General features: G+C 65.7%; 30 protein-coding genes. 1 reads left to right on the top strand and 29 read right to left on the bottom strand.

All coding sequences use genetic code 11. From position 1 onward, the window contains the following. Positions 1-110 precede the first annotated feature (110 nt). Positions 111-1,538: a type VII secretion protein EccB gene (gene eccB, locus QC765_RS11240; protein ID WP_278314530.1), complete on the bottom strand. Its 1,428-nt coding sequence runs from the start codon at positions 1,536-1,538 to the stop codon at positions 111-113. A 177-nt stretch (positions 1,539-1,715) separates the two neighbouring features. On the opposite strand from eccB, the gene eccE reads away from it, so the two are divergent. Beyond that, positions 1,716-3,317, top strand: a complete 1,602-nt coding sequence (gene eccE / locus QC765_RS11235) for a type VII secretion protein EccE (RefSeq protein WP_278314529.1) — start codon at positions 1,716-1,718, stop codon at positions 3,315-3,317. Here the strand turns inward: eccE and truA are convergent. The 28 genes from truA to rplD all read right to left on the bottom strand — a co-directional run bounded on the left by truA (position 3,271) and on the right by rplD (position 19,438). Continuing rightward, the gene (gene truA / locus QC765_RS11230) at positions 3,271-4,158 is read right to left on the bottom strand and encodes a tRNA pseudouridine(38-40) synthase TruA (protein ID WP_278314528.1); all 888 of its coding nucleotides are present in this window, start codon (positions 4,156-4,158) and stop codon (positions 3,271-3,273) included. The two genes, eccE and truA, sit on opposite strands and share 47 nt — an antisense overlap. Positions 4,159-4,163: 5 nt before the next feature. Further along, positions 4,164-4,742 carry a 50S ribosomal protein L17 gene (rplQ, locus tag QC765_RS11225; RefSeq protein ID WP_278314527.1) on the bottom strand — a complete coding sequence of 193 codons (579 nt, stop codon included), beginning with the start codon at positions 4,740-4,742 and terminating at the stop codon, positions 4,164-4,166. Positions 4,743-4,802: 60 nt separating this feature from the next. Then, on the bottom strand, positions 4,803-5,861 hold the full coding sequence (locus QC765_RS11220; RefSeq protein ID WP_278314526.1) for a DNA-directed RNA polymerase subunit alpha: 1,059 nt from the start codon (positions 5,859-5,861) through the stop codon (positions 4,803-4,805). A gap of 88 nt (positions 5,862-5,949) precedes the next feature. Further along, positions 5,950-6,555: a 30S ribosomal protein S4 gene (gene rpsD / locus QC765_RS11215; RefSeq protein ID WP_278314525.1), complete on the bottom strand. Its 606-nt coding sequence runs from the start codon at positions 6,553-6,555 to the stop codon at positions 5,950-5,952. A 21-nt stretch (positions 6,556-6,576) separates the two neighbouring features. Then, a complete protein-coding gene (gene rpsK / locus QC765_RS11210) occupies positions 6,577-6,990 on the bottom strand; it encodes a 30S ribosomal protein S11 (protein ID WP_278314524.1) in 414 nt (137 codons plus the stop codon). 3 nt (positions 6,991-6,993) lie between these two features. Beyond that, positions 6,994-7,368, bottom strand: coding sequence for a 30S ribosomal protein S13 (gene rpsM, locus QC765_RS11205; RefSeq protein WP_278314523.1), 375 nt, complete (start codon positions 7,366-7,368; stop codon positions 6,994-6,996). 248 nt (positions 7,369-7,616) lie between these two features. Beyond that, positions 7,617-7,838 (bottom strand): translation initiation factor IF-1, encoded by a 222-nt coding sequence (gene infA / locus QC765_RS11200; protein WP_005443304.1) that lies wholly within the window; start codon positions 7,836-7,838, stop codon positions 7,617-7,619. 161 nt (positions 7,839-7,999) lie between these two features. Further along, a complete protein-coding gene (gene map / locus QC765_RS11195; RefSeq protein ID WP_278314621.1) occupies positions 8,000-8,791 on the bottom strand; it encodes a type I methionyl aminopeptidase in 792 nt (263 codons plus the stop codon). A 4-nt stretch (positions 8,792-8,795) separates the two neighbouring features. After that, complete coding sequence (locus QC765_RS11190) at positions 8,796-9,341, bottom strand: adenylate kinase (RefSeq protein ID WP_278314522.1); 546 nt, start codon at positions 9,339-9,341, stop codon at positions 8,796-8,798. Beyond that, on the bottom strand, positions 9,338-10,651 hold the full coding sequence (gene secY / locus QC765_RS11185; protein ID WP_149360571.1) for a preprotein translocase subunit SecY: 1,314 nt from the start codon (positions 10,649-10,651) through the stop codon (positions 9,338-9,340). Before secY ends, QC765_RS11190 begins: the two co-directional genes overlap by 4 nt. A 223-nt stretch (positions 10,652-10,874) precedes the next feature. Further along, the gene (rplO, locus tag QC765_RS11180) at positions 10,875-11,315 is read right to left on the bottom strand and encodes a 50S ribosomal protein L15 (RefSeq protein WP_278314521.1); all 441 of its coding nucleotides are present in this window, start codon (positions 11,313-11,315) and stop codon (positions 10,875-10,877) included. Positions 11,316-11,319: 4 nt separating this feature from the next. Beyond that, complete coding sequence (gene rpmD, locus QC765_RS11175; RefSeq protein WP_278314520.1) at positions 11,320-11,499, bottom strand: 50S ribosomal protein L30; 180 nt, start codon at positions 11,497-11,499, stop codon at positions 11,320-11,322. Positions 11,500-11,501: 2 nt separating this feature from the next. Continuing rightward, positions 11,502-12,149, bottom strand: coding sequence for a 30S ribosomal protein S5 (gene rpsE / locus QC765_RS11170; RefSeq protein ID WP_278314519.1), 648 nt, complete (start codon positions 12,147-12,149; stop codon positions 11,502-11,504). A 52-nt stretch (positions 12,150-12,201) separates the two neighbouring features. After that, on the bottom strand, positions 12,202-12,621 hold the full coding sequence (gene rplR, locus QC765_RS11165) for a 50S ribosomal protein L18 (protein ID WP_278314518.1): 420 nt from the start codon (positions 12,619-12,621) through the stop codon (positions 12,202-12,204). Positions 12,622-12,623: 2 nt separating this feature from the next. After that, positions 12,624-13,163, bottom strand: coding sequence for a 50S ribosomal protein L6 (gene rplF / locus QC765_RS11160; protein WP_278314517.1), 540 nt, complete (start codon positions 13,161-13,163; stop codon positions 12,624-12,626). Between the two features lie 13 nt (positions 13,164-13,176). Next, complete coding sequence (rpsH, locus tag QC765_RS11155; RefSeq protein ID WP_278314516.1) at positions 13,177-13,575, bottom strand: 30S ribosomal protein S8; 399 nt, start codon at positions 13,573-13,575, stop codon at positions 13,177-13,179. Between the two features lie 164 nt (positions 13,576-13,739). After that, positions 13,740-14,306: a 50S ribosomal protein L5 gene (gene rplE / locus QC765_RS11150; RefSeq protein ID WP_278314515.1), complete on the bottom strand. Its 567-nt coding sequence runs from the start codon at positions 14,304-14,306 to the stop codon at positions 13,740-13,742. A gap of 2 nt (positions 14,307-14,308) precedes the next feature. Further along, positions 14,309-14,626 (bottom strand): 50S ribosomal protein L24, encoded by a 318-nt coding sequence (gene rplX / locus QC765_RS11145; protein ID WP_278314514.1) that lies wholly within the window; start codon positions 14,624-14,626, stop codon positions 14,309-14,311. Next, entirely contained in the window at positions 14,626-14,994 is a 369-nt protein-coding gene (gene rplN, locus QC765_RS11140; protein ID WP_278314513.1) for a 50S ribosomal protein L14, read from the bottom strand. The genes rplX and rplN overlap by 1 nt, the downstream gene beginning before the upstream one ends. A 104-nt stretch (positions 14,995-15,098) precedes the next feature. Next, a complete protein-coding gene (gene rpsQ, locus QC765_RS11135; protein WP_278314512.1) occupies positions 15,099-15,398 on the bottom strand; it encodes a 30S ribosomal protein S17 in 300 nt (99 codons plus the stop codon). Then, on the bottom strand, positions 15,395-15,640 hold the full coding sequence (gene rpmC, locus QC765_RS11130; RefSeq protein WP_192038874.1) for a 50S ribosomal protein L29: 246 nt from the start codon (positions 15,638-15,640) through the stop codon (positions 15,395-15,397). The genes rpsQ and rpmC overlap by 4 nt, the downstream gene beginning before the upstream one ends. Further along, a complete protein-coding gene (gene rplP, locus QC765_RS11125) occupies positions 15,640-16,056 on the bottom strand; it encodes a 50S ribosomal protein L16 (protein WP_278314511.1) in 417 nt (138 codons plus the stop codon). Before rplP ends, rpmC begins: the two co-directional genes overlap by 1 nt. Positions 16,057-16,058: 2 nt before the next feature. Continuing rightward, positions 16,059-16,862 carry a 30S ribosomal protein S3 gene (gene rpsC, locus QC765_RS11120; protein ID WP_278314510.1) on the bottom strand — a complete coding sequence of 268 codons (804 nt, stop codon included), beginning with the start codon at positions 16,860-16,862 and terminating at the stop codon, positions 16,059-16,061. Next, the gene (gene rplV, locus QC765_RS11115) at positions 16,862-17,269 is read right to left on the bottom strand and encodes a 50S ribosomal protein L22 (RefSeq protein WP_278314509.1); all 408 of its coding nucleotides are present in this window, start codon (positions 17,267-17,269) and stop codon (positions 16,862-16,864) included. Before rplV ends, rpsC begins: the two co-directional genes overlap by 1 nt. Further along, positions 17,266-17,547 carry a 30S ribosomal protein S19 gene (gene rpsS, locus QC765_RS11110; RefSeq protein WP_149360557.1) on the bottom strand — a complete coding sequence of 94 codons (282 nt, stop codon included), beginning with the start codon at positions 17,545-17,547 and terminating at the stop codon, positions 17,266-17,268. Before rpsS ends, rplV begins: the two co-directional genes overlap by 4 nt. A 13-nt stretch (positions 17,548-17,560) precedes the next feature. After that, positions 17,561-18,394 (bottom strand): 50S ribosomal protein L2, encoded by an 834-nt coding sequence (gene rplB / locus QC765_RS11105; protein ID WP_278314508.1) that lies wholly within the window; start codon positions 18,392-18,394, stop codon positions 17,561-17,563. A gap of 49 nt (positions 18,395-18,443) precedes the next feature. After that, positions 18,444-18,758, bottom strand: coding sequence for a 50S ribosomal protein L23 (gene rplW / locus QC765_RS11100; RefSeq protein ID WP_149360555.1), 315 nt, complete (start codon positions 18,756-18,758; stop codon positions 18,444-18,446). Further along, a complete protein-coding gene (gene rplD / locus QC765_RS11095; protein WP_278314507.1) occupies positions 18,755-19,438 on the bottom strand; it encodes a 50S ribosomal protein L4 in 684 nt (227 codons plus the stop codon). The genes rplW and rplD overlap by 4 nt, the downstream gene beginning before the upstream one ends.

Below are 19,438 nucleotides of genomic sequence, written 5' to 3'. Positions count from 1 at the left end.
CCCCGATGCATTCACGGGTATTGCTGGCGAAGAACGGGAATTGCCGACGAGGAAGAATCCTGGTCGGCAATATCCGCGCGCCTCGTTCCGCTGCTTTCGCGAGCTTCCTGCTAGCGAGCGCTCGCGTCCGGGACGCCACCATGTGCCATCAACGCGTTCTCCTGCGATAGCGCGGGCCCCGGCTCCAGCAGCCGCAGCACTGCCCACGGCACCGGCGACGGCTCCACCGCCACCCCCAGCGCCTCCGCGTCCTCACCAGTAGGGATGCCGTACCGAATGCCTGTGTCGGCCACATAGTGCGGCAACGCGGAGCGTGCACCGGCAGGAAGCTCGCTGCCCGCGGCGACGACCGGATACACGTAGCGGCCAGCGCCCGGCGGCACGTAGACCTCGTCGGCGCGAAGCTCTCCGGCGACAGCCTCGCCGATGCGCGTGATCATCCTCGCTCCCGGGGCCACCGGGGGCTCGGCACCCGACATGATCCGCGCGCGATCGCCCTGGGCGGACACGCTCCACCCCGCGCACAGCACGTCACTGCCATCGACCATTTCCGGCGCGCTCCGAGGGTAGGTGCCCACCGGCAGCTCCTGCACCGAGGGGAGTCCGCTCAGCACATCCGGCGTCACCACCGGGATCGCGCCCGCGCCCAGCGAATCGGTGAACCGGACCAGGTCAGCGACAGCTTCCCCGACCTGCTGCACACCGTCCTGCAGCACGACGTAGTACTGCGTCTCCCCCGCCTGATGCACCTTGAATACCTCTCCGACCTGGCGCCCGGCCGCAGCGAAGCCCGGTTGCTCGCCACGCCCGGCGATCACGGGCGGAGCGAGCGCCGGGGCCTCGGGGATACTGGCGAGCAGCGCCGCGCTGATCAACCGTGGCCGCACGCCGTCGAGACCGAGCGCGAGCACGACCTCTCGATCGTCGAGATCCACGCGGGACCGTCGGCCCGAGTGCAACAAGTAGTGCTTCCCTTCCGCCTGCACGAGAACCGCGCGGCGCGCGCCGTGCTGGACGAGCGCATGATCCTGCGCACCGACGATCACCGCGGTGCGCACCGCCGCGGCGCTCCCCTTGCCCGTCATGGTGTCGCACACCGCCCAGGACTCCCCCTCCGAGCTTGCCGCATGCACTGCCGGAACCCCGAGGATGCCGAGCAACGGGCCACGAGGGTACTCCGCGAGCTCATCCTCGTTGATCACCGCGGCCTCGTCGCCCGAGCCGATGATGAGCCTGGCAGACGCGAGATTCGTCACCGGATGGAAAGTGTCATCCATCCGCACATAGACGCCTTGCGTATCGCGCCCCACCACGATCAACGAGCCCGAGAGCTTGTCGAGCGGCTTGAGGACCGCGAGGACTCCACATGCCGCGAGGCCCAGCACCGCGAGGACCAGCCCCACTGCGAGCGCGCGATTCTGCGACCGGATAGGGTCCGCCAGCATTCGTGCATCACCCCGGACCAGCGCATGATCCATCCGCTTGAGATGAAAGCGATATCCACTCACTTGCGTACGCGTGGTCACTTGACCCGCCATAATTCCCCCTGGACTTGCGCGAATCATGCGCGACCCTCGATAATTCCCCCATGAGGGGCGCGCACTCCTGATAATAGATCGCCGGGGGGCGAAATTCCATTACGGGGTTCTGTAAGCGAGCCCGCACCACAACTACAGCCACGCCGCGCGCTCGCTACTGCGATAACTGGGGGAAAAATGGATTCAATCATCATGCGCGCCATGCAGCGATGGCCGATCGATGCGGTCATCCTGGCACAAGCCAGCGCCGTTGCCGTCGCGGCGGCCGGGATCATCTTCGGCTGGCAGCCACAAGCCGTCATGATCGCTACGGCGCTCACCGCCGCCCTGCTGCTCCTGCGGATACGCGGCCGCCACATCACCACCTGGCTGGCCCTGCTGAGCGGCCAGCGTGGCGCGAGCATCGAAGCACCATCGCTGATCGGGCACGACGTGGTGCTGTATCCGGGCGGGGACGCGTGCGCGGTGCTCGAGGTCACCAGCGCGCCGCTCGCGCCCACCGCCGCCAGTCCCGGTTCCCACGCAGGCGCGGCCCCGGTCCCGCTCGCGGTGCTCGCCGACGCGCTGGCCCAGTACGACATCACGCTGAGCGGCATCGATGTGATCATTCGCGGAAGCTCGAGCGCCCCCGGCCATCCCCTCGGCAACGCCTACGGCCGCATCCTGAGCGCGCTGCCCGTCGCCGCCCACCGCCGTGCCTGGATCGTGCTGCGGCTCGATCCCTTCGCGCAGCGCGATGCTGTTGCTCGGCGCGGCGGCGGAGCGCGGGGTACCCGGCAGGCGCTCGATATCGCAGCACGACGCCTGCAGCGGATGCTGCGCGCCGAGGGGCTCGGTACCGTGCGGTGCACCGGCGCGACCCTTGCCGGGCTGCGCGCCGATCTTGCTCCGATGGACCGCACTGCTGGAATCCAGCCGGGAGCCCTCACCACCGATCACCTGCTGCGTGCCTGGCAGCCCGCCGCCCCCGAGTCAGCACTAGCGCTGTCGCTGCGCCCCGGCGAGGCCGCGGGCAACCCCGCCTCGGGGGCTCCCATCTTCGAGATCCACGGAGTCATTGGCCATGCGGTCTCCGCTAGCGGCCTTCCCCGGTTCCCGCGGACGATCTCGACGACCGGCCAGCGCGCGCTCGCGGCCCAAGCCCTGGTTCCTGGCAGCGGATACGCCGCGAAGGACATCGTCGGCCGGGACGGGATCCTGCACGCAACCCGGGAGGACCTCGCCACGCTGCGCGTACCGGTCACCGGATGCGGGCAGCTCGTTGGCGTCGATCAGCATGATCGAGCCATCAGCATTCCGGTAGCTTCCCGCGCCGGGACCAATGTCCGGGTAACGGGCCAGCTCGCGCTCGCCCAGCAGGTCGTCCTCCGTGCCGCCGCGACCGGCGCGCAAGTACGCATCGCAACCGACCGCCCGCACTCGTGGCAGGCCCTCGTCGACCTGGGGAACGAGGGGCAGATCGCGTTCGCCGACAAGGAATGGCAGGAGCCTCGCCCTAGCGATCCCCTGCTCCTCGCCCTCGACGGCCGCGAGCCCACTGTCCCCGCCCCCGTGGGCACGACCATCCTCGCCGTGGAGGACACGGCACGGCAGGACCGCACGGAGGATTCACTGGTCGAGCCTGATGTGCACATCGTGCAGTCGCCGCAGGCGCCCCAGCGGTTGCGTCTCGTGGTGGGATCCCGCCATGTTGATCTCACGGCGGTGGCGATCCCGGAGGAGACCGACTACGTCACTCGCAGCATCGCTGCCCGAGCGGCTCACGCACCTGCCGGGTGAGCTCCGCACGGGCCCGCATCGCGTCATCGGGCGGATAGTCCACGCCCACGAGGGTGAGTCCATGCGCGGGCGCGACCGACACAGCGCTTGATCTCTCCCGCAGCTCCAGCAGGCCCGCGGTCCAGGACGGGGCGCGGCGCCCCTCCCCTACCGCGAGCAGCGCGCCGACGAGGCTGCGCACCATCGACCAGCAGAACGCATCCGCGGTGACATGCACCTCGTGCTGGTGCGGCGCTATGTGGCGCCATTCGAGGCGCTGCAGGTGCCGCACCGTGGTCGCGCCCTCCCTGCGTCGGCAGAACGCAGCAAAGTCGTGCAGTCCCTCGAGGCCTGCGGCGGCCTCGGCTATGAGTCCGGTATCGACCTCGCGCGGCCAGGCGAGGACATCACGGGCCAGTGGGCTCGCTCCATGCGGCGCGGTGGTGATGCGATACACGTAGTGGCGGCGCAGCGCGGAGAACCTCGCATCGAAGCCTTCCGGCGCGGGCGCGATGCTGGTGACACGAACGTCGCGGGGCAGCATGCGCGCGAGGCGCCGCACGAGCCTTGCCGGATCATCAGGCAGCTTCTCGGTGGGCAGGTCGGCGTGAGCGACCTGCCCGGTGGCGTGCACTCCCGCGTCGGTCCGGCCTGCGCAGGTCAGCACGACGGGTACCCGGTGGATGGTGCTCAGCGCGTCCTCGATGACACCGGCGACAGTGCGCTGGTCCCGCTGCGGTGCCCACCCTGCGAAGCCTGTGCCGTCGTAGGCGACGCCGAGGCGAATCCTGGTAATAGGCGAGAGCCCGCCGTCCCCGGTGGGGCTGGCGGGCTCTACATCCTGGTGCGTGCCAGATGACATGCAGGTCAGTCTTTCTTGGCCTCATCGGCTTCGTTGGCATCGGCGGCGGTGGCGTTCTGATCCTCCACGGCGTCGACGATGTCCTCGGCCTTGTCCTCTTCAGCATCGCTGGCGGCGTCCACGACCTCGGCCACCGGGTTCTCCTCGGCGGGAGCTTCCGATGCCTCGGGGGCAGCGGCCTGCGAGGCAGCGACGCGGCGAGCGCGGTCAGCCTCGGAGGTGGCGGTCTGCTCCTGGATCAGCTCGATCACGGCCATGGGGGCGTTGTCGCCCTTGCGTGGCAGTGTCTTGACGATGCGGGTGTAGCCACCATCGCGCTCGGCGAAGTGAGGACCGATCTCCGCGAAGAGCTTGTGGAGAACGTCCTTGTCGCGGATGGTCTTGAAGGCCTCGCGACGATGGTGCAGGTCACCCTTCCTGGCATGGGTGACGAGCTTCTCGGCGAGCGGGCGAAGCCGACGAGCCTTGGCCTCGGTGGTGGTGATGCGGCCGTGCTCGAACAGTGACGTGGCGAGGTTCGCCAGCATCAGCTTCTGATGCGACGCAGAGCCGCCAAGGCGCGGCCCCTTGGTGGGCTTGGGCATGGTGATGCTCCTCTGGGATCGCCCGTCCTGGCATGTCCACCAAGGCCGGGTGAGGTGTGATTAAAGCTGTTCGGTTTCCGGTTCTACGTAGTCCTGCTCGATGTACTCACCGTCGGCGTCGCTATCGCTCCACGTTCCGGTCGCCGCGTCGTAGCCTGACACTGCGGACGGGTCGAACGGTCCGGGGCTGTCCTTGAGGGACAGTCCGAGGGTGTGGAGCTTGACCTTGACCTCGTCGATGGACTTCTGGCCAAAGTTGCGGATGTCGAGAAGGTCTGACTCGGTGCGGCTCACGAGCTCGCCCACGGTGTGGACGCCCTCGCGCTTGAGGCAGTTGTACGAACGCACGGTCAGGTCGAGCTGCTCGATCGGCATCGCGTAGGCAGCGATGTGGTCGGCCTCCTGCGGGGAGGGGCCGATCTCGATGCCTTCGGACTCGATGTTGAGCTCGCGGCACAGGCCGAACAGCTCCACGAGGGTCGTGCCTGCGGAGGCCACGGCATCGCGGGGGCTGATGGAGTTCTTCGTCTCGACATCGACGACAAGCCTGTCGAAGTCGGTACGCTGCTCCACTCGGGTCGCCTCGACCTTGTAGGTCACCTTGAGAACCGGCGAATAGATGGCATCCATCGGGATCCGGCCGATCTCGGCTCCGGTGAGCTTGTTCTGCAGGGCGGGCACGTAGCCGCGTCCACGCTCGACGATCAGCTCGATCTCCAGGTGGCCCTTGTCATTGAGCGTCGCGATGTGCAGGTCGGGGTTGTGCACCTCGACCCCGGCCGGCGGCACGATATCGCCAGCAGTGACCGCGCCGGGCCCCTGCTTGCGCACGTACATCGTGACCGGCTCGTCCTCCTCGGAGCTGACCACGAGGTTCTTGAGGTTCAGGATGATCTCGGTGACATCTTCCTTGACCCCGGGAACCGTGGTGAACTCGTGGAGCACGCCCTCGATCCGGATGCTCGTCACTGCCGCGCCCGGGATGGACGAGAGCAGCGTACGACGCAGCGAGTTGCCGAGGGTGTAGCCGAAGCCCGGCTCGAGAGGCTCGATGACGAATCGCGAGCGGTTTTCCGCAACGACGTCTTCGTCGAGCTCGGGGCGCTGTGAGATGAGCATGTGTGCGTTGTCCTCCTAGGGCATCCGCTATTTGATGCCAGCGACGGGGAAGCGAGGGTGCCCGATGACCGGGCACCCTCGGCAGTGATTACTTCGAGTAGTACTCGACGATGAGCTGTTCCTGCAGTGCCACATCGATCTGCTCGCGATCCGGAGTCTTGTGGATCAGGATGCGAAGCTTCGACGGGACGACCTGCATCCAGCTCGGTGCCTGGCGCTCAGCGATGAGCTCCTTGGCGAGCTGGAACGGAACGGTCTCCCGCGACTGCGGACGGACATCGATGATGTCGTACTGCGAGACGCGGTAGCTCGGAACGTCCACGCGCTGGTTGTTCACCATGAAGTGACCGTGGGTCACGAGCTGGCGTGCCTGGCGGCGGGTGCGCGCGAATCCTGCGCGGTACACAACGCTGTCGAGGCGGGTTTCCAGGATGCGCAGCAAGTTCTCGCCGGTCTTGCCGGACTTGCGCACTGCCTCCTGGTAGTAGAGGCGGAACTGCTTCTCCATCACACCGTAGGTGAAGCGGGCCTTCTGCTTCTCCTGCAGCTGGAGCAGGTACTCGCTCTCCTTGATCCGCGCGCGGCCGTGCTGGCCGGGCGGGTACGGACGACGCTCGAACGCCTGGTCGCCACCAACAAGATCCACCCTGAGCCGACGCGACTTGCGGGTTACAGGACCGGTATAACGTGCCATTTTCTGACCTTCCCTTTCCTGCTAGACCCGGCGGCGCTTGGGCGGACGGCAGCCGTTGTGCGGCTGAGGAGTGACATCGGAGATCGTCCCGACCTCGAGGCCCGCTGCCTGCAGCGAGCGGATCGCGGTCTCACGACCGGAGCCTGGGCCCTTGACGAACACATCGACCTTCTTCATGCCGTGCTCCTGCGCCTTGCGGGCAGCGTTCTCCGCTGCGAGCTGCGCGGCGAACGGGGTGGACTTGCGGGAGCCCTTGAACCCGACGTGGCCCGACGAGGCCCAGGAAATAACGTTGCCCAGCGGGTCGGTGATCGACACGATGGTGTTGTTGAAGGTGCTCTTGATGTGAGCGTGTCCGTGAGCGATGTTCTTCTTTTCGCGGCGGCGGGTCTTCTGACCCTTCTTTCCGCCAGCGACTCGTGACTTGGGGGGCATGTCTTACCTTGCCTTCTTCTTGCCGGCGATCGTCTTCTTGGGGCCCTTCCGGGTGCGCGCGTTGGTCTTGGTGCGCTGACCGCGAACAGGAAGGCCACGCCGGTGACGAAGTCCCTGGTAGCAGCCGATCTCCATCTTGCGGCGAATGCTCGCCTGCACCTCGCGACGCAGGTCGCCCTCGATCTTGAACTCCCGCTCGATGAACTCGCGGAGCGTTGCGATGTGCTCGTCGGTCAGATCCTTGGTGCGAAGGTCCGGGCTGATGCCGGTTCCCTCAAGGATCTTCTGCGAGCTCGTACGGCCAATGCCGTAGATATAGGTGAGCGCGATCTCCATGCGCTTGTCGCGCGGTAGATCGACGCCTACGAGCCGTGCCATGCGGCGTTTTCCTCTCGGTTGCGGAGGTCTTCTCCCAGCCCGTCCCGGTCCTCCACCCGTATGGATGGAAACCAGGCCCCGGCCTCCGTTCCGGGGGAGCGTGCCCGCGTATCGGGCACGTGGTGCTGGGAGGCCTTCTTTATTGTGGCCCGCGAGGCCGGGGCGATCTGGCTGCTAGGCCATCATGCCGGGGACCCACGGGAATTCCGGCCCGATTCCAGCGGAGTGCTCCGCTGGATCGTCGGAAGCTACTTGTAGCGGTAGACGATCCGTCCCCGTGACAGATCGTAGGGAGAAAGCTCCACCACGACACGGTCCTCGGGGAGGATCCTGATGTAGTGCTGGCGCATCTTCCCACTGATGTGCGCGAGAACCTTGTGACCGTTTTCGAGCTCCACGCGGAACATCGCGTTGGGAAGTGGTTCGATCACACGCCCCTCGACCTCGATGGCGCCGTCTTTCTTAGCCATATCCTCCGCGTTCCCGGGCAGAGCTCACCCCGGCCCATTCGTCTACCTTGTTGTGCGATCTGTGCAGGTGCTCGAGGCACCAACGCACAATAGTACGCAACAGTTCGTCGCACATCAAAATCCTGGGCTCGCGGCAACCACCGCGATCGCGCCTCGAGGTGCTATTGCGGCCGCTGCGTCAGGATCCGCGGACCGTCCTCGGTGACCGCGACGGTGTGCTCCCAATGGGCAGCGCGCGTGCCATCCGCCGTGACAACCGTCCAGTCATCATCAAGAACGAGAGTGTCAACCGTCCCCAGCGTCAGCATCGGCTCGATCGCGAGCACCGACCCGACTACCAGCTCGGGGCCCTTCCCTCCGGGTCCCTCATTGGGCAGGAACGGGTCGAGGTGCATCTCGCGCCCGATGGCGTGTCCACCGTAGCCATCAACGATGCCGTAGCTGCGGCCGTGCTTTCGCTCCATCGCGCGGGTCCCCAGCTCGAGGGCATGAGACACATCGGTCAACCTGTTGCCAGGAACCATCGCGGCGATGCCCGCTTCGAGGGTGAGCCGCGTGGCCTCGCTGAGGTCGGCATCCGGCTTCGATAGCTCGCCGACCCCGAAGGTCCAGGCAGAATCCCCATGCCAACCGTCGAGGATCGCGCCGCAGTCGATCGACACGAGGTCGCCGGCCTTGAGCACGCGCTCCCCCGGGATCCCGTGGACGACCTCTTCGTTGACAGACGCGCAGATCGATCCGGTGAAGCCGTGGTACCCCAGGAAGGACGGTACGGCCCCGGCCTCGCGGATCACGGCATGCGCGACCTCATTGAGTTCCTTCGTCGTCACGCCTGGCCGGGCGGCATCGCGGACAGCGACGAGCGCGCGACCTACCACAGCGCCCGCCGCGTCCATTGCCTCGAGCTCACCAGCCGTGCGGAATGGCACGACCTTGCGTCGCCTCAGCCGCACGCGATCACTTGCCAAGAGCCTTCATGGCGCGAGCGTTGATCTCTTCGATCTCGCCGATGCCATCGACCGTCTTCACGATGTCCGCGTAGTGCTCGAGCAGCGGGGCGGTCTCATCGCGGTAAACATGCAGGCGGGTCCGGATGACATCCTCGTTGTCGTCCGCGCGGCCGCGCTCGAGCATGCGCGCGACCACGACCTCCTCGTCAACGACGAAGGAGACGACGGCGTCGAGCTTGGTGCCATGATCAGCGAGGATTCGCTCGAGCGCCTCGGCCTGATCAACCGTGCGGGGGTAGCCGTCGAGGAGGAACCCGTTGGCCGCATCGGGTTCCTCGATGCGCTGCTCGACCATCCGGTTGGTGATATCGCTGGGAACGAGCTTGCCCGAGTCCGTGTACTCCTTGGCCTCGAGGCCGAGCGGGGTTCCCTGGCCGATGTTCGCGCGGAACAGATCGCCAGTGGAGATATGCGGGACTCCGAGCTTCTCGGACAGGATGGCGGCTTGCGTGCCTTTGCCCGCTCCGGGGGGGCCTAGCAGGACAATTCTCACTTCAGGAACCCTTCGTAGTTTCGCTGCATCAACTGGCTTTCGATCTGCCTTACCGTATCGAGCGCCACGACGACCATGATGAGGACGGCCGAGCCACCGAATGGAATGCTCTGCAAGTCACCACCGCTGCCCGCGTTGAGGAACACGTTCGGCAAGACTGCAATCGTACCGAGATAGATCGAGCCAGGGAGGGTGATGCGATTGAGCACGTACTGCAAGTACTCCGCGGTCGGGCGGCCGGGGCGGATCCCGGGGATGAAGCCACCGTACTTCTTCATCTCCTCGGCCCGGTCCTCCGGGTTGAAGGTGATCGACACGTAGAAGAACGTGAAGAACATGATCAGCGCGAAGTACACGACGATATAGACCGGGCTGCTCGGATTCATCAAGTGCTCGGTCATGAACCGCTGCCAGGCCGGTGGCTCCTCCTGGCCCACCGTCAACTGGACCACGAGGAACGGCATGTAGAGCAACGACGATGCGAAGATCACCGGGATGACGCCGGCCTGGTTGACCTTCAGCGGCAAGTAGGTCGAGGTTCCGCCGTACATGCGGCGCCCCACCATCCGCTTGGCGTACTGCACGGGGATGCGACGCTGGCCCTGCTCGACGAACACCACGCCCGTGATGATGACCGCGGCCGCGATGCAGACGAGCGCGAAGGTGACGCCACCTCGGCTCTGGAGGATATTGCGTCCCTCCACCGGGAGCATCGCTGCGATGCCCGCGAAGATCAGCAAGGACATGCCATTGCCGACGCCCTTCTCGGTGACGAGCTCGCCGAACCACATCAGCAGCGTGGCGCCCGCGGTCATGGTGAGGACTAGGACGAAGAGCCCGAAGACGCTGTCGTCCGCGATGATGGGCAGCTCGCACTGGAGCAGCTGCCCGCTACGCGCGAGCGCCGCGATGCCCGTGGCCTGGAGCAGCGCGAGCGCCACTGACAGGTAGCGGGTGTACTGCGTCATCTTGGCCTGCCCTGATGGGCCTTCCTTGCGCAGCTGCTCGAACTTCGGGATCACTACGGTCAGCAGTTGCACGATGATGCTGGCCGTGATGTACGGGATCACGCCGATGGCGAATACCGAGAGCTGGAGCAGCGCGCCGCCGGAGAACAGGTTGACGAGCGAGTACAGGCCCGCAGCGTCTCCCCCGGTGGCCTGCTCGACGCACACCCTGATGTTGGCGAAGTCCACGCCAGGAGACGGGACCTGTGCTCCGAGGCGATAGAGGACAATGATCCACAGCGTGAAGAGAATCTTCCGCCTCAGGTCTGGTGTCCTGATGGCCGTTACGAAGGCGGAGAGCAACGATCCTCCTGGCTTGGCGGGATAGGGCAGGCACAAGTCCGGCTTGGCCTGTCGATTCGGGTCAACTCTAACAGCTTCCGGGGATCTCCCCCCGGACGCGCGAGGCCGCGCACCGCTGCGGCTACAGGGTCCGCATGGGATGCTGCCCGGCGCGGACACGCCGAGAGGCCGTCAAGGGGTTTCCTTCACGGCCTCTCGGTCATGCGGTGCGGTGTCTCGACCGTCACAGCTCGGTAGCGGTGCCACCAGCTGCGGTGATCTTCTCCTTGGCGGAGCCGGAGAACTTGTGCGCAGTGACCTGCACGGCCACCGTGATGTCGCCCTCGCCGAGGACCTTGACGAGCTCGTTCTTGCGGACGAGCCCGGCCTGGACGAAGTCATCGACGCCGAGAGCGCCACCCTCGGGGAACAAGCGGGCGATGTCGCCGACATTGAGGGGCTGGTACTCGGTGCGGAAGCGGTTCTTGAAGCCCTTCAGCTTGGGCAGCCGCATGTGCAGCGGCATCTGCCCGCCCTCGAAGGTCACGGGAACCTGCTTGCGCGCCTTCGTGCCCTTGGTGCCACGGCCCGCGGTCTTGCCCTTGGAGCCTTCGCCTCGACCGACGCGCATCTTGTCCTTCTTCGACCCTTCAGCGGGGCGAAGATGGTGCAGTTTGATGGTCATGGATCTAGACCTCCTCAACGGTGACGAGGTGCCGCACCCGATGAACAAGACCCTTGACCTGCGGGCTGTCCTCGCGGACGACCGTGTGGCGGATCCGCTTGAGACCGAGCGTGCGGATGCTCTCGCGCTGCTTGTGGTTGGCACCGATGGTGCTGCGCACCTGGGTGATCTTCAGTTCGGCCATTGCTATGCCTCCTGCGCTGCGCGTGCACGGAGCATGCCAGCAGGAGCAACGTCCTCGATGGGGAGGCCGCGGCGAGCAGCGACTTCCTCGGGACGCTGCAGCTGCTTGAGCGCGGCAACGGTCGCGTGCACGACGTTGATGGCGTTGTCGCTACCAAGCGACTTGGACAGGATGTCGTGGATGCCCGCGCACTCGAGGACCGCGCGCACCGCGCCACCGGCGATCACACCGGTACCAGGGCTAGCGGGACGCAGGAGAACGACTCCCGCGGCTGCCTCTCCCTGGACGGGGTGAGTGATGGTGCCACCGATGAGGGGAACGCGGAAGAAGTTCTTGCGCGCTTCCTCGACACCCTTCTGGATGGCCGAGGGAACTTCCTTGGCCTTGCCATAGCCCACACCGACAACGCCATTGCCGTCGCCGACGACGACGAGCGCGGTGAAGCTGAACCGCCGTCCGCCCTTGACGACCTTGGCGACACGGTTGATGGTGACCACGCGCTCGAGGTGGTTGGACTTCTCGGCCGCTGCGCCACCGCGGTTGTTATCGCGGCGATCGCGGCGATCGCGGCGGTCGTTGTCCCCGCCGCCGCTTGGGTTGTTGTTCGCGGCGGGTCCGCTTCCGCCGTCGCGCCGACCACGTCCCGGCATCAGGCTTTCCTTCCGTTCGTACGTTCTGGGGTGTTGCTGGTGGTGGTCATCATTAGAAGTTCAGGCCACCTTCACGTGCTGCGTCGGCTAGCGCGGCAATCCTGCCGTGGTAGTCGTGGCCACCGCGATCGAACACCACAGCGTCGATGCCGGCGTCCTTGGCGCGCTCAGCGATGAGAGCACCAACCTTGGCGCTGCGTGCTGACTTGTCGCCCTCGATCGCGCGGACATCGTCTTCCATGCTGGAAGCAGCGGCCAGGGTGCGGCCGTCGATGTCGTTGATGACCTGGACGTGGATGTGCCGCGCGGAGCGGTGCACTGCAAGGCGAGGCCGGTCCGGCGTGCCGGAGACCTTCTTGCGGAGCCGGAAGTGACGGCGTGCCCGGGAGATGCGCCGCTGGGTGGAGGCGTCGGTTCCAAGCGGGGTGCGCTTGGTGGGCTTGTTGGATGCTGAGTTCGATGTCTGGCTCATGGTCACTTACCCGTCTTTCCTTCCTTGCGACGGATCTGCTCACCGGCGTAGCGGATTCCCTTGCCCTTGTAGGGATCGGGGCGACGCAAGCGGCGGATGTTCGAGGCAATCTGCCCGACCTGCTGCTTGTTGATGCCGGAGATCGAGAACTTGGTGGGGGTCTCGACCTTGAACGTGATGCCTTCGGGAGCCTCGACGGGGACCGGGTGGCTGTAGCCGAGCGCGAACTCGAGGTTCTGGCCCTTCTGCTGCACGCGATAGCCGACACCATGGATCTCCATGTTGGCGGTGTAGCCCTCGGTGACGCCTACGACCATGTTCTTGATCAAGGTGCGGGACAGGCCGTGCAGGGAACGGCTCTTGCGCTCCTCATCAGGGCGCGAGACCTCGATGGTGCCGCTTTCGCCGCGAGCGACCGAGATCGGCTGGCTGACGGTGAGCGACAGGGTGCCCTTGGGGCCCTTTACTACGACGTCCTGGCCATCGATGGTGACATCGACGCCGGAGGGGACGGCAACTGGGTGCTTTCCAATGCGTGACATGACGTGGCCTCCCTCACCAGACGTAGGCGAGGACTTCCCCGCCTACCTTTTGAGTCGCAGCCTGACGGTCGGTGACCAGGCCCGAGGACGTGGAGATGATAGCCACGCCCAGGCCGCCAAGCACCTTCGGCAGGTTGGTGGACTTCGCGTACACGCGCAGCCCTGGCTTCGACACGCGACGGAGGCCCGCGATGGAGCGCTCCCGGCTCGGGCCGAACTTCAGCTCGAGCACGAGTGTCTGCCCGATGCGAGCGGGCTCGCTGCGGTAGTCGGCGATGTAGCCCTCGCGCTTGAGGATCTCGGCGATGTTCGCCTTGAGCTTCGAATGCGGCATGGCCACGGTGTCGTGGAATGCCGAGTTTGCATTGCGCAGACGTGTCAGCATGTCTGCGACCGGATCGGTCATGGTCATGGAGGTGACCTGTTCACCTTTCTCGCCGCGGTTCCCTCTGGGCCTACAGCGAAGTGGAAGTGGGTGTGTGGTGAGGACTAAACCTTGCGGATCCCCGGGGCGGCTCTCGCTGCCCCGAGGATCACCGCTAGGCCATGTCCACGCCTGGGCGCTAGCCCCTGGTATCAGTTCTCTTTGAACGGGAAGCCGAGCTCGCGCAGCAGCGCGCGCCCTTCCTCATCGTTGGTGGCCGTCGTCACCACGGTGATGTTCATGCCGCGGGGACGATCGATCGAATCAATGTCGATCTCGTGGAACATGGACTGCTCGTTGAGGCCGAACGTGTAGTTGCCGTTGCCGTCGAACTGCTTCGGGGACAGGCCACGGAAGTCCCGGATACGGGGCAGCGCGATGGTGACCAGCCGGTCGAGGAACTCCCACATGCGGTCGCCGCGCAGGGTAGCGCGAGCACCGATGGGCATGCCCTCGCGGAGCTTGAACTGGGCGATCGACTTGCGCGCCTTGCGGACCTCGGGCTTCTGCCCGGTGATCAGTGCGAGGTCGCGGACGGCACCGTTGATGAGCTTGCCATCGCGAGCTGCATCACCGACACCCATGTTGACAACGACCTTGACGACGCCAGGGATCTGCATGACGTTGGCATAGTCGAATTGCTGGTTGAGCGCGTCGCGGATCTCGGCCCGGTAGCGGGTCTTGAGGCGCGGCTGGATCTTGTTCTCCACAGAGGTCATGTTCAGATGTCCTTCCCGGTCTTGCGGGAGATCCGGACCTTCTTGCCGGACTCCTCGTCACGCCGGTAGCCGATGCGGGAGGGGCTCCCGTCCGCATCGATGACCATGACGTTGGAGACATGGATCGGCGCTTCCTGGGTCACGATGCCGCCGGACTGCGCGCCCCGCTGGTTGGCGGAGACGGGGGTGTGCTTCTTCATCCGGTTGACGCCCTCGACGAGGACCTTGTGGCGCTTCGGGTAGGCCTCGATGACCTTGCCCTTGGCTCCCTTGTCCTTGCCGGACACGACCAGGACTGTGTCGCCCTTGCGTACCTTCATCACAGCACCTCCGGCGCCAGCGAGACGATCTTCATGAACTTCTTGTCGCGGAGCTCGCGGCCAACCGGGCCGAAGATGCGCGTGCCACGAGGATCCGTGGCGTTCTTGAGGATCACCGCCGCGTTCTCGTCGAACCGGATGTACGAGCCATCGGGACGGCGCCGTTCCTTGGAGGTCCGGACGATGACGGCCTTGACCACGTCGCCACGCTTGACGTTGCCGCCGGGGATGGCTTCCTTGACGGTGGCGACAATGACGTCGCCGATCCCTGCGTAGCGACGACCCGAGCCACCGAGCACGCGGATGCACAGGATTTCCCTGGCCCCGGTGTTATCGGCGACGCGGAGTCGCGATTCCTGCTGGATCACTGTTGTTCACTCCTGAACCTGGATTGATGCGTGCCAGATTTCCGACCTGTGCACGCCTGGTCCACGGCGGGTCCCTGCTTGGTTCGCAGGGACCCGCCGATAAATCACTTGGCCTTCTCGAGGATCTCCACGAGGCGCCAATGCTTGGTAGCCGACAGCGGGCGGGTCTCCATCAGGAGCACGCGGTCGCCGATACCGGCGGTCCCGTTCTCGTCATGGGCCTTAACCCTGCTGGTGCGCCGGATGACCTTACCGTAGAGAGGGTGCTTCACGCGATCCTCGAGCTCCACGACGATGGTCTTCTGCATCTTGTCGGAGACGACGTAACCGATACGCGTCTTGCGCTGGTTGCGCTCCTGCTGCGCTTCTGCGGCGGTTGTTTCCACTGCCTTGTCCTCACTCATGCTGCGTCACCAGCCGTGTCTGCCTCTGGTCCGGCGGCAAGGCCGAGCTCGCGCTCGCGCAGCACGGTGTAGATCCGCGCGATCTCCTTGCGCACCGTGCCCAGCCGACGGTTGTTGTCGAGCTGGCCCGTTGCCATCTGGAAACGCAGGTTGAAGAGCTCTTCCTTAGCTTCGCGGAGCCGCTCAACGAGCTCTTCCTGGTTGAGTTCACGAAGCTCTGAGGCCTTTGTCCCTGTAGCCATCAGAACTGTCCCTCCCTCGTCACGATCCTGCATTTCATGGGGAGCTTGTGGATCGCGCGGCGCAGGGCCTCGCGAGCCACCTCCTCGTTGGGGTATGTCATTTCGAACATCACACGACCTGGCTTGATGTTCGCGACCCACCACTCGGGAGAGCCCTTGCCGGAACCCATGCGGGTCTCGGCAGGCTTCTTGGTGAGTGGCCGGTCCGGGAAGACGTTGATCCAGACGCGACCGCCACGGCGGATGTGCCGGTTGATGGCGATACGCGCGGACTCGATCTGCCGGTTGGTCAGGTAAGCGGGCTCGAGCGCCTGGATACCGTAGTCACCGAACACCACCTGGGTGCCGCCCTTGGCGAGCCCAGTGCGCTTCGGCTTGTGCTGCTTACGGTGTTTCACCCTGCGTGGGATCAGCATCGTCAGGCCTCCTTGTTCTGCTCGCCCGCTGCGGCTCCAGCCGTCGCGGTGGCATCGGCGGTCTGCTTGCCCGCGTCAGAGGCGCCGCCCGTTCCGCCGCGGCGGGGACGGGCTGGGCGCTCGCGACGGGGCCGGCGATCATCGCTGCCCGGGATGACGACGTCGGCCTCGCGGCGTCCGCCAACAACATCGCCCTTGTAGATCCAGACCTTCACACCGATGCGGCCGAAGGTGGTCTTGGCCTCGTGCAGGCCATAGTCGATGTCCGCACGGAGGGTGTGCAGGGGCACGCGGCCCTCGCGGTAGAACTCCGAGCGCGACATCTCGGCGCCACCCAGGCGGCCCGAGCACTGCACCCGGATGCCCTTGACGTTCGGGTTGCGCATTGCCGACTGGATCGCCTTGCGCATGGCACGACGGAACGCGACACGGTTGGAAAGCTGCTCCGCGATTCCCTGAGCGACGAGCTGCGCGTCGGCGTCAGCGTTCTTGACCTCGAGGATGTTGAGCTGGACCTGCTTGCTGGTCAGCTTCTCGAGCTGGGCGCGGATGCGGTCGGCCTCGGTGCCGCGGCGACCGATCACGATGCCGGGGCGCGCGGTGTGGATGTCGACGCGGACGCGATCGCGGGTGCGCTCGATCTCGACCTTGGAGATGCCTGCGCGCTCGAGCCCCGACTTGAGGAGCTTGCGGATCGCGACATCTTCCTTGACGTATTCGGCGTACTGCTTATCGGCGTACCAGCGCGACTTCCAGTCGGTGGTGATGCCGAGGCGGAAGCCGTGCGGGTTGATCTTCTGGCCCACTACTGAGCTCCCTTCCGGCGGTTACGGTTTCCTTCGGCCTTGGACGGCAGGCTCTCCACAACGACGGTGATGTGGCTGGTGCGCTTGCGGATCCGGAAGGCCCGGCCCTGGGCACGCGGCTGGAACCGCTTCAGGGTTGGGCCCTCGTTGACGTAGGCCTCGGAGACCACCAGGGTGCGTGGATCAAGGCTCAGGTTGTTCTCGGCGTTGGCTACTGCGCTAGCGAGCACCTTCGCGACCGGCTCGCTGGCGGCCTGGGGCGCGAACTTCAGCACGGTGAGTGCATCGGCTGCGTCCCGGCCACGGATGAGGTCGACGACTCGCCGAGCCTTCATCGGGGTCACACGCACGTAGCGAGCCGTTGCCCGAGCGGTCGGGTTCGCGGTCGCGGTGTTGTTGTTGCTCATCGGCGCTTGCTCTTCCGGTCTTCCTTGATGTGGCTCTTGAACGTCCGGGTCGGCGCGAACTCTCCGAGCTTGTGGCCAACCATGTTCTCCGAGACGAACACCGGGACGTGCTTGCGACCATCGTGGACGGCAAACGTATGTCCGATGAAGTCTGGAAGGATGGTCGAGCGACGTGACCAGGTCTTGATGACCTGCTTTGTACCCTTTTCGTTCTGAACGTCCACCTTTGCGAGGAGGTGGTCATCGACGAACGGGCCCTTCTTTAGGCTGCGCGGCATCTTTCACTCCCTCCTAGCGCTTCTTGCCTGTGCGGCGACGACGAACGATCAGGCGATCGCTCTCCTTGCGACGACGGGTCCGCCCTTCGGGCTTGCCCCATGGGCTGACCGGGTGGCGCCCACCGCTGGTCTTGCCCTCGCCACCACCGTGTGGGTGGTCTACCGGGTTCATGACGACGCCTCGGACGGTCGGGCGCTTGCCCTTCCACCTCATGCGGCCGGCCTTGCCCCAGTTGATGTTGGCGTGCTCGGCATTGCCGACCTCGCCCACCGAAGCGCGGCATCGCGCGTCGACGTTGCGGATCTCGCCGGATGGCATGCGCAGCTGGGCGTAGGGGCCGTCCTTGGCGACGAGCTGGACCGAGGAGCCTGCGCTGCGGGCGATCTTCGCGCCGCCACCGGGGCGGAGCTCGATCGCGTGCACAACCGTACCCGTGGGGATGTTGCGCAGCGGCAGGTTGTTGCCGGGCTTGATGTCGGCACCTGGTCCGGACTCGACGATGTCGCCCTGCTTGAGCTTGGCGGGAGCGATGATGTAGCGCTTCTCACCGTCGAGGTAGTGCAGCAGCGCGATGCGCGCTGTGCGGTTGGGGTCGTACTCGATGTGCGCGACCTTGGCGTTGACGCCATCCTTGTCCGCGCGGCGGAAATCGATGACACGGTAGGCGCGCTTGTGGCCACCACCCTTGTGACGGGTGGTGATGCGTCCGTGCGCGTTGCGGCCTCCATGACCATGCAGCGGCTTGATCAGGGACTTCTCCGGGGTGGATCGGGTGATCTCGGAGAAGTCAGCCACACTCGATCCCCGGCGACCCGGGGATGTGGGCTTGTACTTGCGGATTGCCATGAGTCTCTCGTCCTCTTTGTTTCGTCAGTTCCGATTGTCACGCTGAGCGCTAGACGACCGGACCTCCGAAGAGCTCGATGGGCTTGCTGTCGGCCGTGAGGGTGACGAAGGCCCGCTTGGTGTCCTTGCGCTTGCCAAAACCGAGGCGGGTGCGCTTGCGCTTGCCCTGGCGGTTCGCGGTGTTGACGCTGACGACCTTGACGCCAAAGATCTTCTCGATGGCAATCTTGATCTGCGTCTTGTTCGCATCGGGATGCACCAGGAAGGTGTAGGTGCTTTCCTCGATCAGTCCGTAGGACTTCTCGGAGATCACCGGCGCGAGGATGATGTCACGCGGATCAGTGAGTGTCTGCGAGACGTTCACTTCGACTCCTCCCCTGTGCTGGCACCCGTGCGGGCGGCGATGAACGTGTGAAGTGCCTCGACGGTGAAGATCAGGTCTTCGCTGTTGAGCACGTCATAGGTGTTGAGCTGATCGGGAGCGATGGGGTGAGCATTGTCCAGGTTGCTGATGCTCTTCCATGCCGCCAGATCGTCACGTCCAAGCACGACCAGGAACTTGTTCCGGCTGCTCAGGGTGGCGAGCAGGTCCTTCACGGCCCTGGTGGAGGGCTTCTGCCCGGGGACGAGCTCGGTGAGGACCTGGATGCGCTCGTTGCGTGCGCGGTCGGAGAGCGCGCTGCGCAGTGCTCCCGCGATCATCTTCTTGGGCGTGCGCTGGCTGTAGTCGCGCGGCTTGGGGCCGTGCACCGTGCCACCGCCGACGAACTGCGGGGCGCGGGTGGAGCCCTGGCGCGCCCGGCCAGTGCCCTTCTGGCGGTATGGCTTCTTGCCACCGCCGCTGACCTCGGCCCGCGTCTTGGTCGAGTGCGTGCCCTGGCGAGCCGCCGCGAGCTGCGCGATGACTACCTGGTGCATCAGCGGCATGTTGATCGGCGCGTCGAAGAGCTCGGCGGGCAGGTCAACGGTTCCGCTGGTGGCACCGTCCGGGGTGCGCACGTCGAGGGTCAGCTTGGTCGTTCCGGTGTTGGTTGCGCTTGCCAT

The sequence above is a fragment of the Hoyosella levis genome (assembly GCF_026008515.1).
GTDB lineage: Bacteria > Actinomycetota > Actinomycetes > Mycobacteriales > Mycobacteriaceae > Lolliginicoccus > Lolliginicoccus levis.
Note: the sequence above shows the minus strand (reverse complement) of the source record. Positions and strands in the feature narration are given on the sequence as shown.

Coding starts and splice junctions, on each gene's coding strand:
- rplP (WP_278314511.1), bottom strand. CDS start 16,056: ATGCTGATCCCACGCAGGGTGAAACACCGTAAGCAGCACAAGCCGAAG.
- rplE (WP_278314515.1), bottom strand. CDS start 14,306: ATGACCTCTGTGGAGAACAAGATCCAGCCGCGCCTCAAGACCCGCTAC.
- rpsQ (WP_278314512.1), bottom strand. CDS start 15,398: ATGAGTGAGGACAAGGCAGTGGAAACAACCGCCGCAGAAGCGCAGCAG.
- rplR (WP_278314518.1), bottom strand. CDS start 12,621: ATGAGCCAGACATCGAACTCAGCATCCAACAAGCCCACCAAGCGCACC.
- rplF (WP_278314517.1), bottom strand. CDS start 13,163: ATGTCACGCATTGGAAAGCACCCAGTTGCCGTCCCCTCCGGCGTCGAT.
- QC765_RS11220 (WP_278314526.1), bottom strand. CDS start 5,861: ATGCTCATCTCACAGCGCCCCGAGCTCGACGAAGACGTCGTTGCGGAA.
- rpsM (WP_278314523.1), bottom strand. CDS start 7,368: ATGGCACGGCTCGTAGGCGTCGATCTACCGCGCGACAAGCGCATGGAG.
- rpsK (WP_278314524.1), bottom strand. CDS start 6,990: ATGCCCCCCAAGTCACGAGTCGCTGGCGGAAAGAAGGGTCAGAAGACC.
- rplV (WP_278314509.1), bottom strand. CDS start 17,269: ATGAGCAACAACAACACCGCGACCGCGAACCCGACCGCTCGGGCAACG.
- rplD (WP_278314507.1), bottom strand. CDS start 19,438: ATGGCAAGCGCAACCAACACCGGAACGACCAAGCTGACCCTCGACGTG.
- infA (WP_005443304.1), bottom strand. CDS start 7,838: ATGGCTAAGAAAGACGGCGCCATCGAGGTCGAGGGGCGTGTGATCGAA.
- rplB (WP_278314508.1), bottom strand. CDS start 18,394: ATGGCAATCCGCAAGTACAAGCCCACATCCCCGGGTCGCCGGGGATCG.
- rpsS (WP_149360557.1), bottom strand. CDS start 17,547: ATGCCGCGCAGCCTAAAGAAGGGCCCGTTCGTCGATGACCACCTCCTC.
- truA (WP_278314528.1), bottom strand. CDS start 4,158: ATGTCATCTGGCACGCACCAGGATGTAGAGCCCGCCAGCCCCACCGGG.
- rpmC (WP_192038874.1), bottom strand. CDS start 15,640: ATGGCTACAGGGACAAAGGCCTCAGAGCTTCGTGAACTCAACCAGGAA.
- rpmD (WP_278314520.1), bottom strand. CDS start 11,499: ATGGCCGAACTGAAGATCACCCAGGTGCGCAGCACCATCGGTGCCAAC.
- eccB (WP_278314530.1), bottom strand. CDS start 1,538: ATGGCGGGTCAAGTGACCACGCGTACGCAAGTGAGTGGATATCGCTTT.
- eccE (WP_278314529.1), top strand. CDS start 1,716: ATGGATTCAATCATCATGCGCGCCATGCAGCGATGGCCGATCGATGCG.
- rpsE (WP_278314519.1), bottom strand. CDS start 12,149: ATGCCGGGACGTGGTCGGCGCGACGGCGGAAGCGGACCCGCCGCGAAC.
- rpsH (WP_278314516.1), bottom strand. CDS start 13,575: ATGACCATGACCGATCCGGTCGCAGACATGCTGACACGTCTGCGCAAT.
- rplO (WP_278314521.1), bottom strand. CDS start 11,315: ATGACCATCAAACTGCACCATCTTCGCCCCGCTGAAGGGTCGAAGAAG.
- rplQ (WP_278314527.1), bottom strand. CDS start 4,742: ATGCCCAAGCCCACCAAGGGGCCGCGCCTTGGCGGCTCTGCGTCGCAT.
- rplX (WP_278314514.1), bottom strand. CDS start 14,626: ATGAAGGTACGCAAGGGCGACACAGTCCTGGTCGTGTCCGGCAAGGAC.
- rpsD (WP_278314525.1), bottom strand. CDS start 6,555: ATGGCACGTTATACCGGTCCTGTAACCCGCAAGTCGCGTCGGCTCAGG.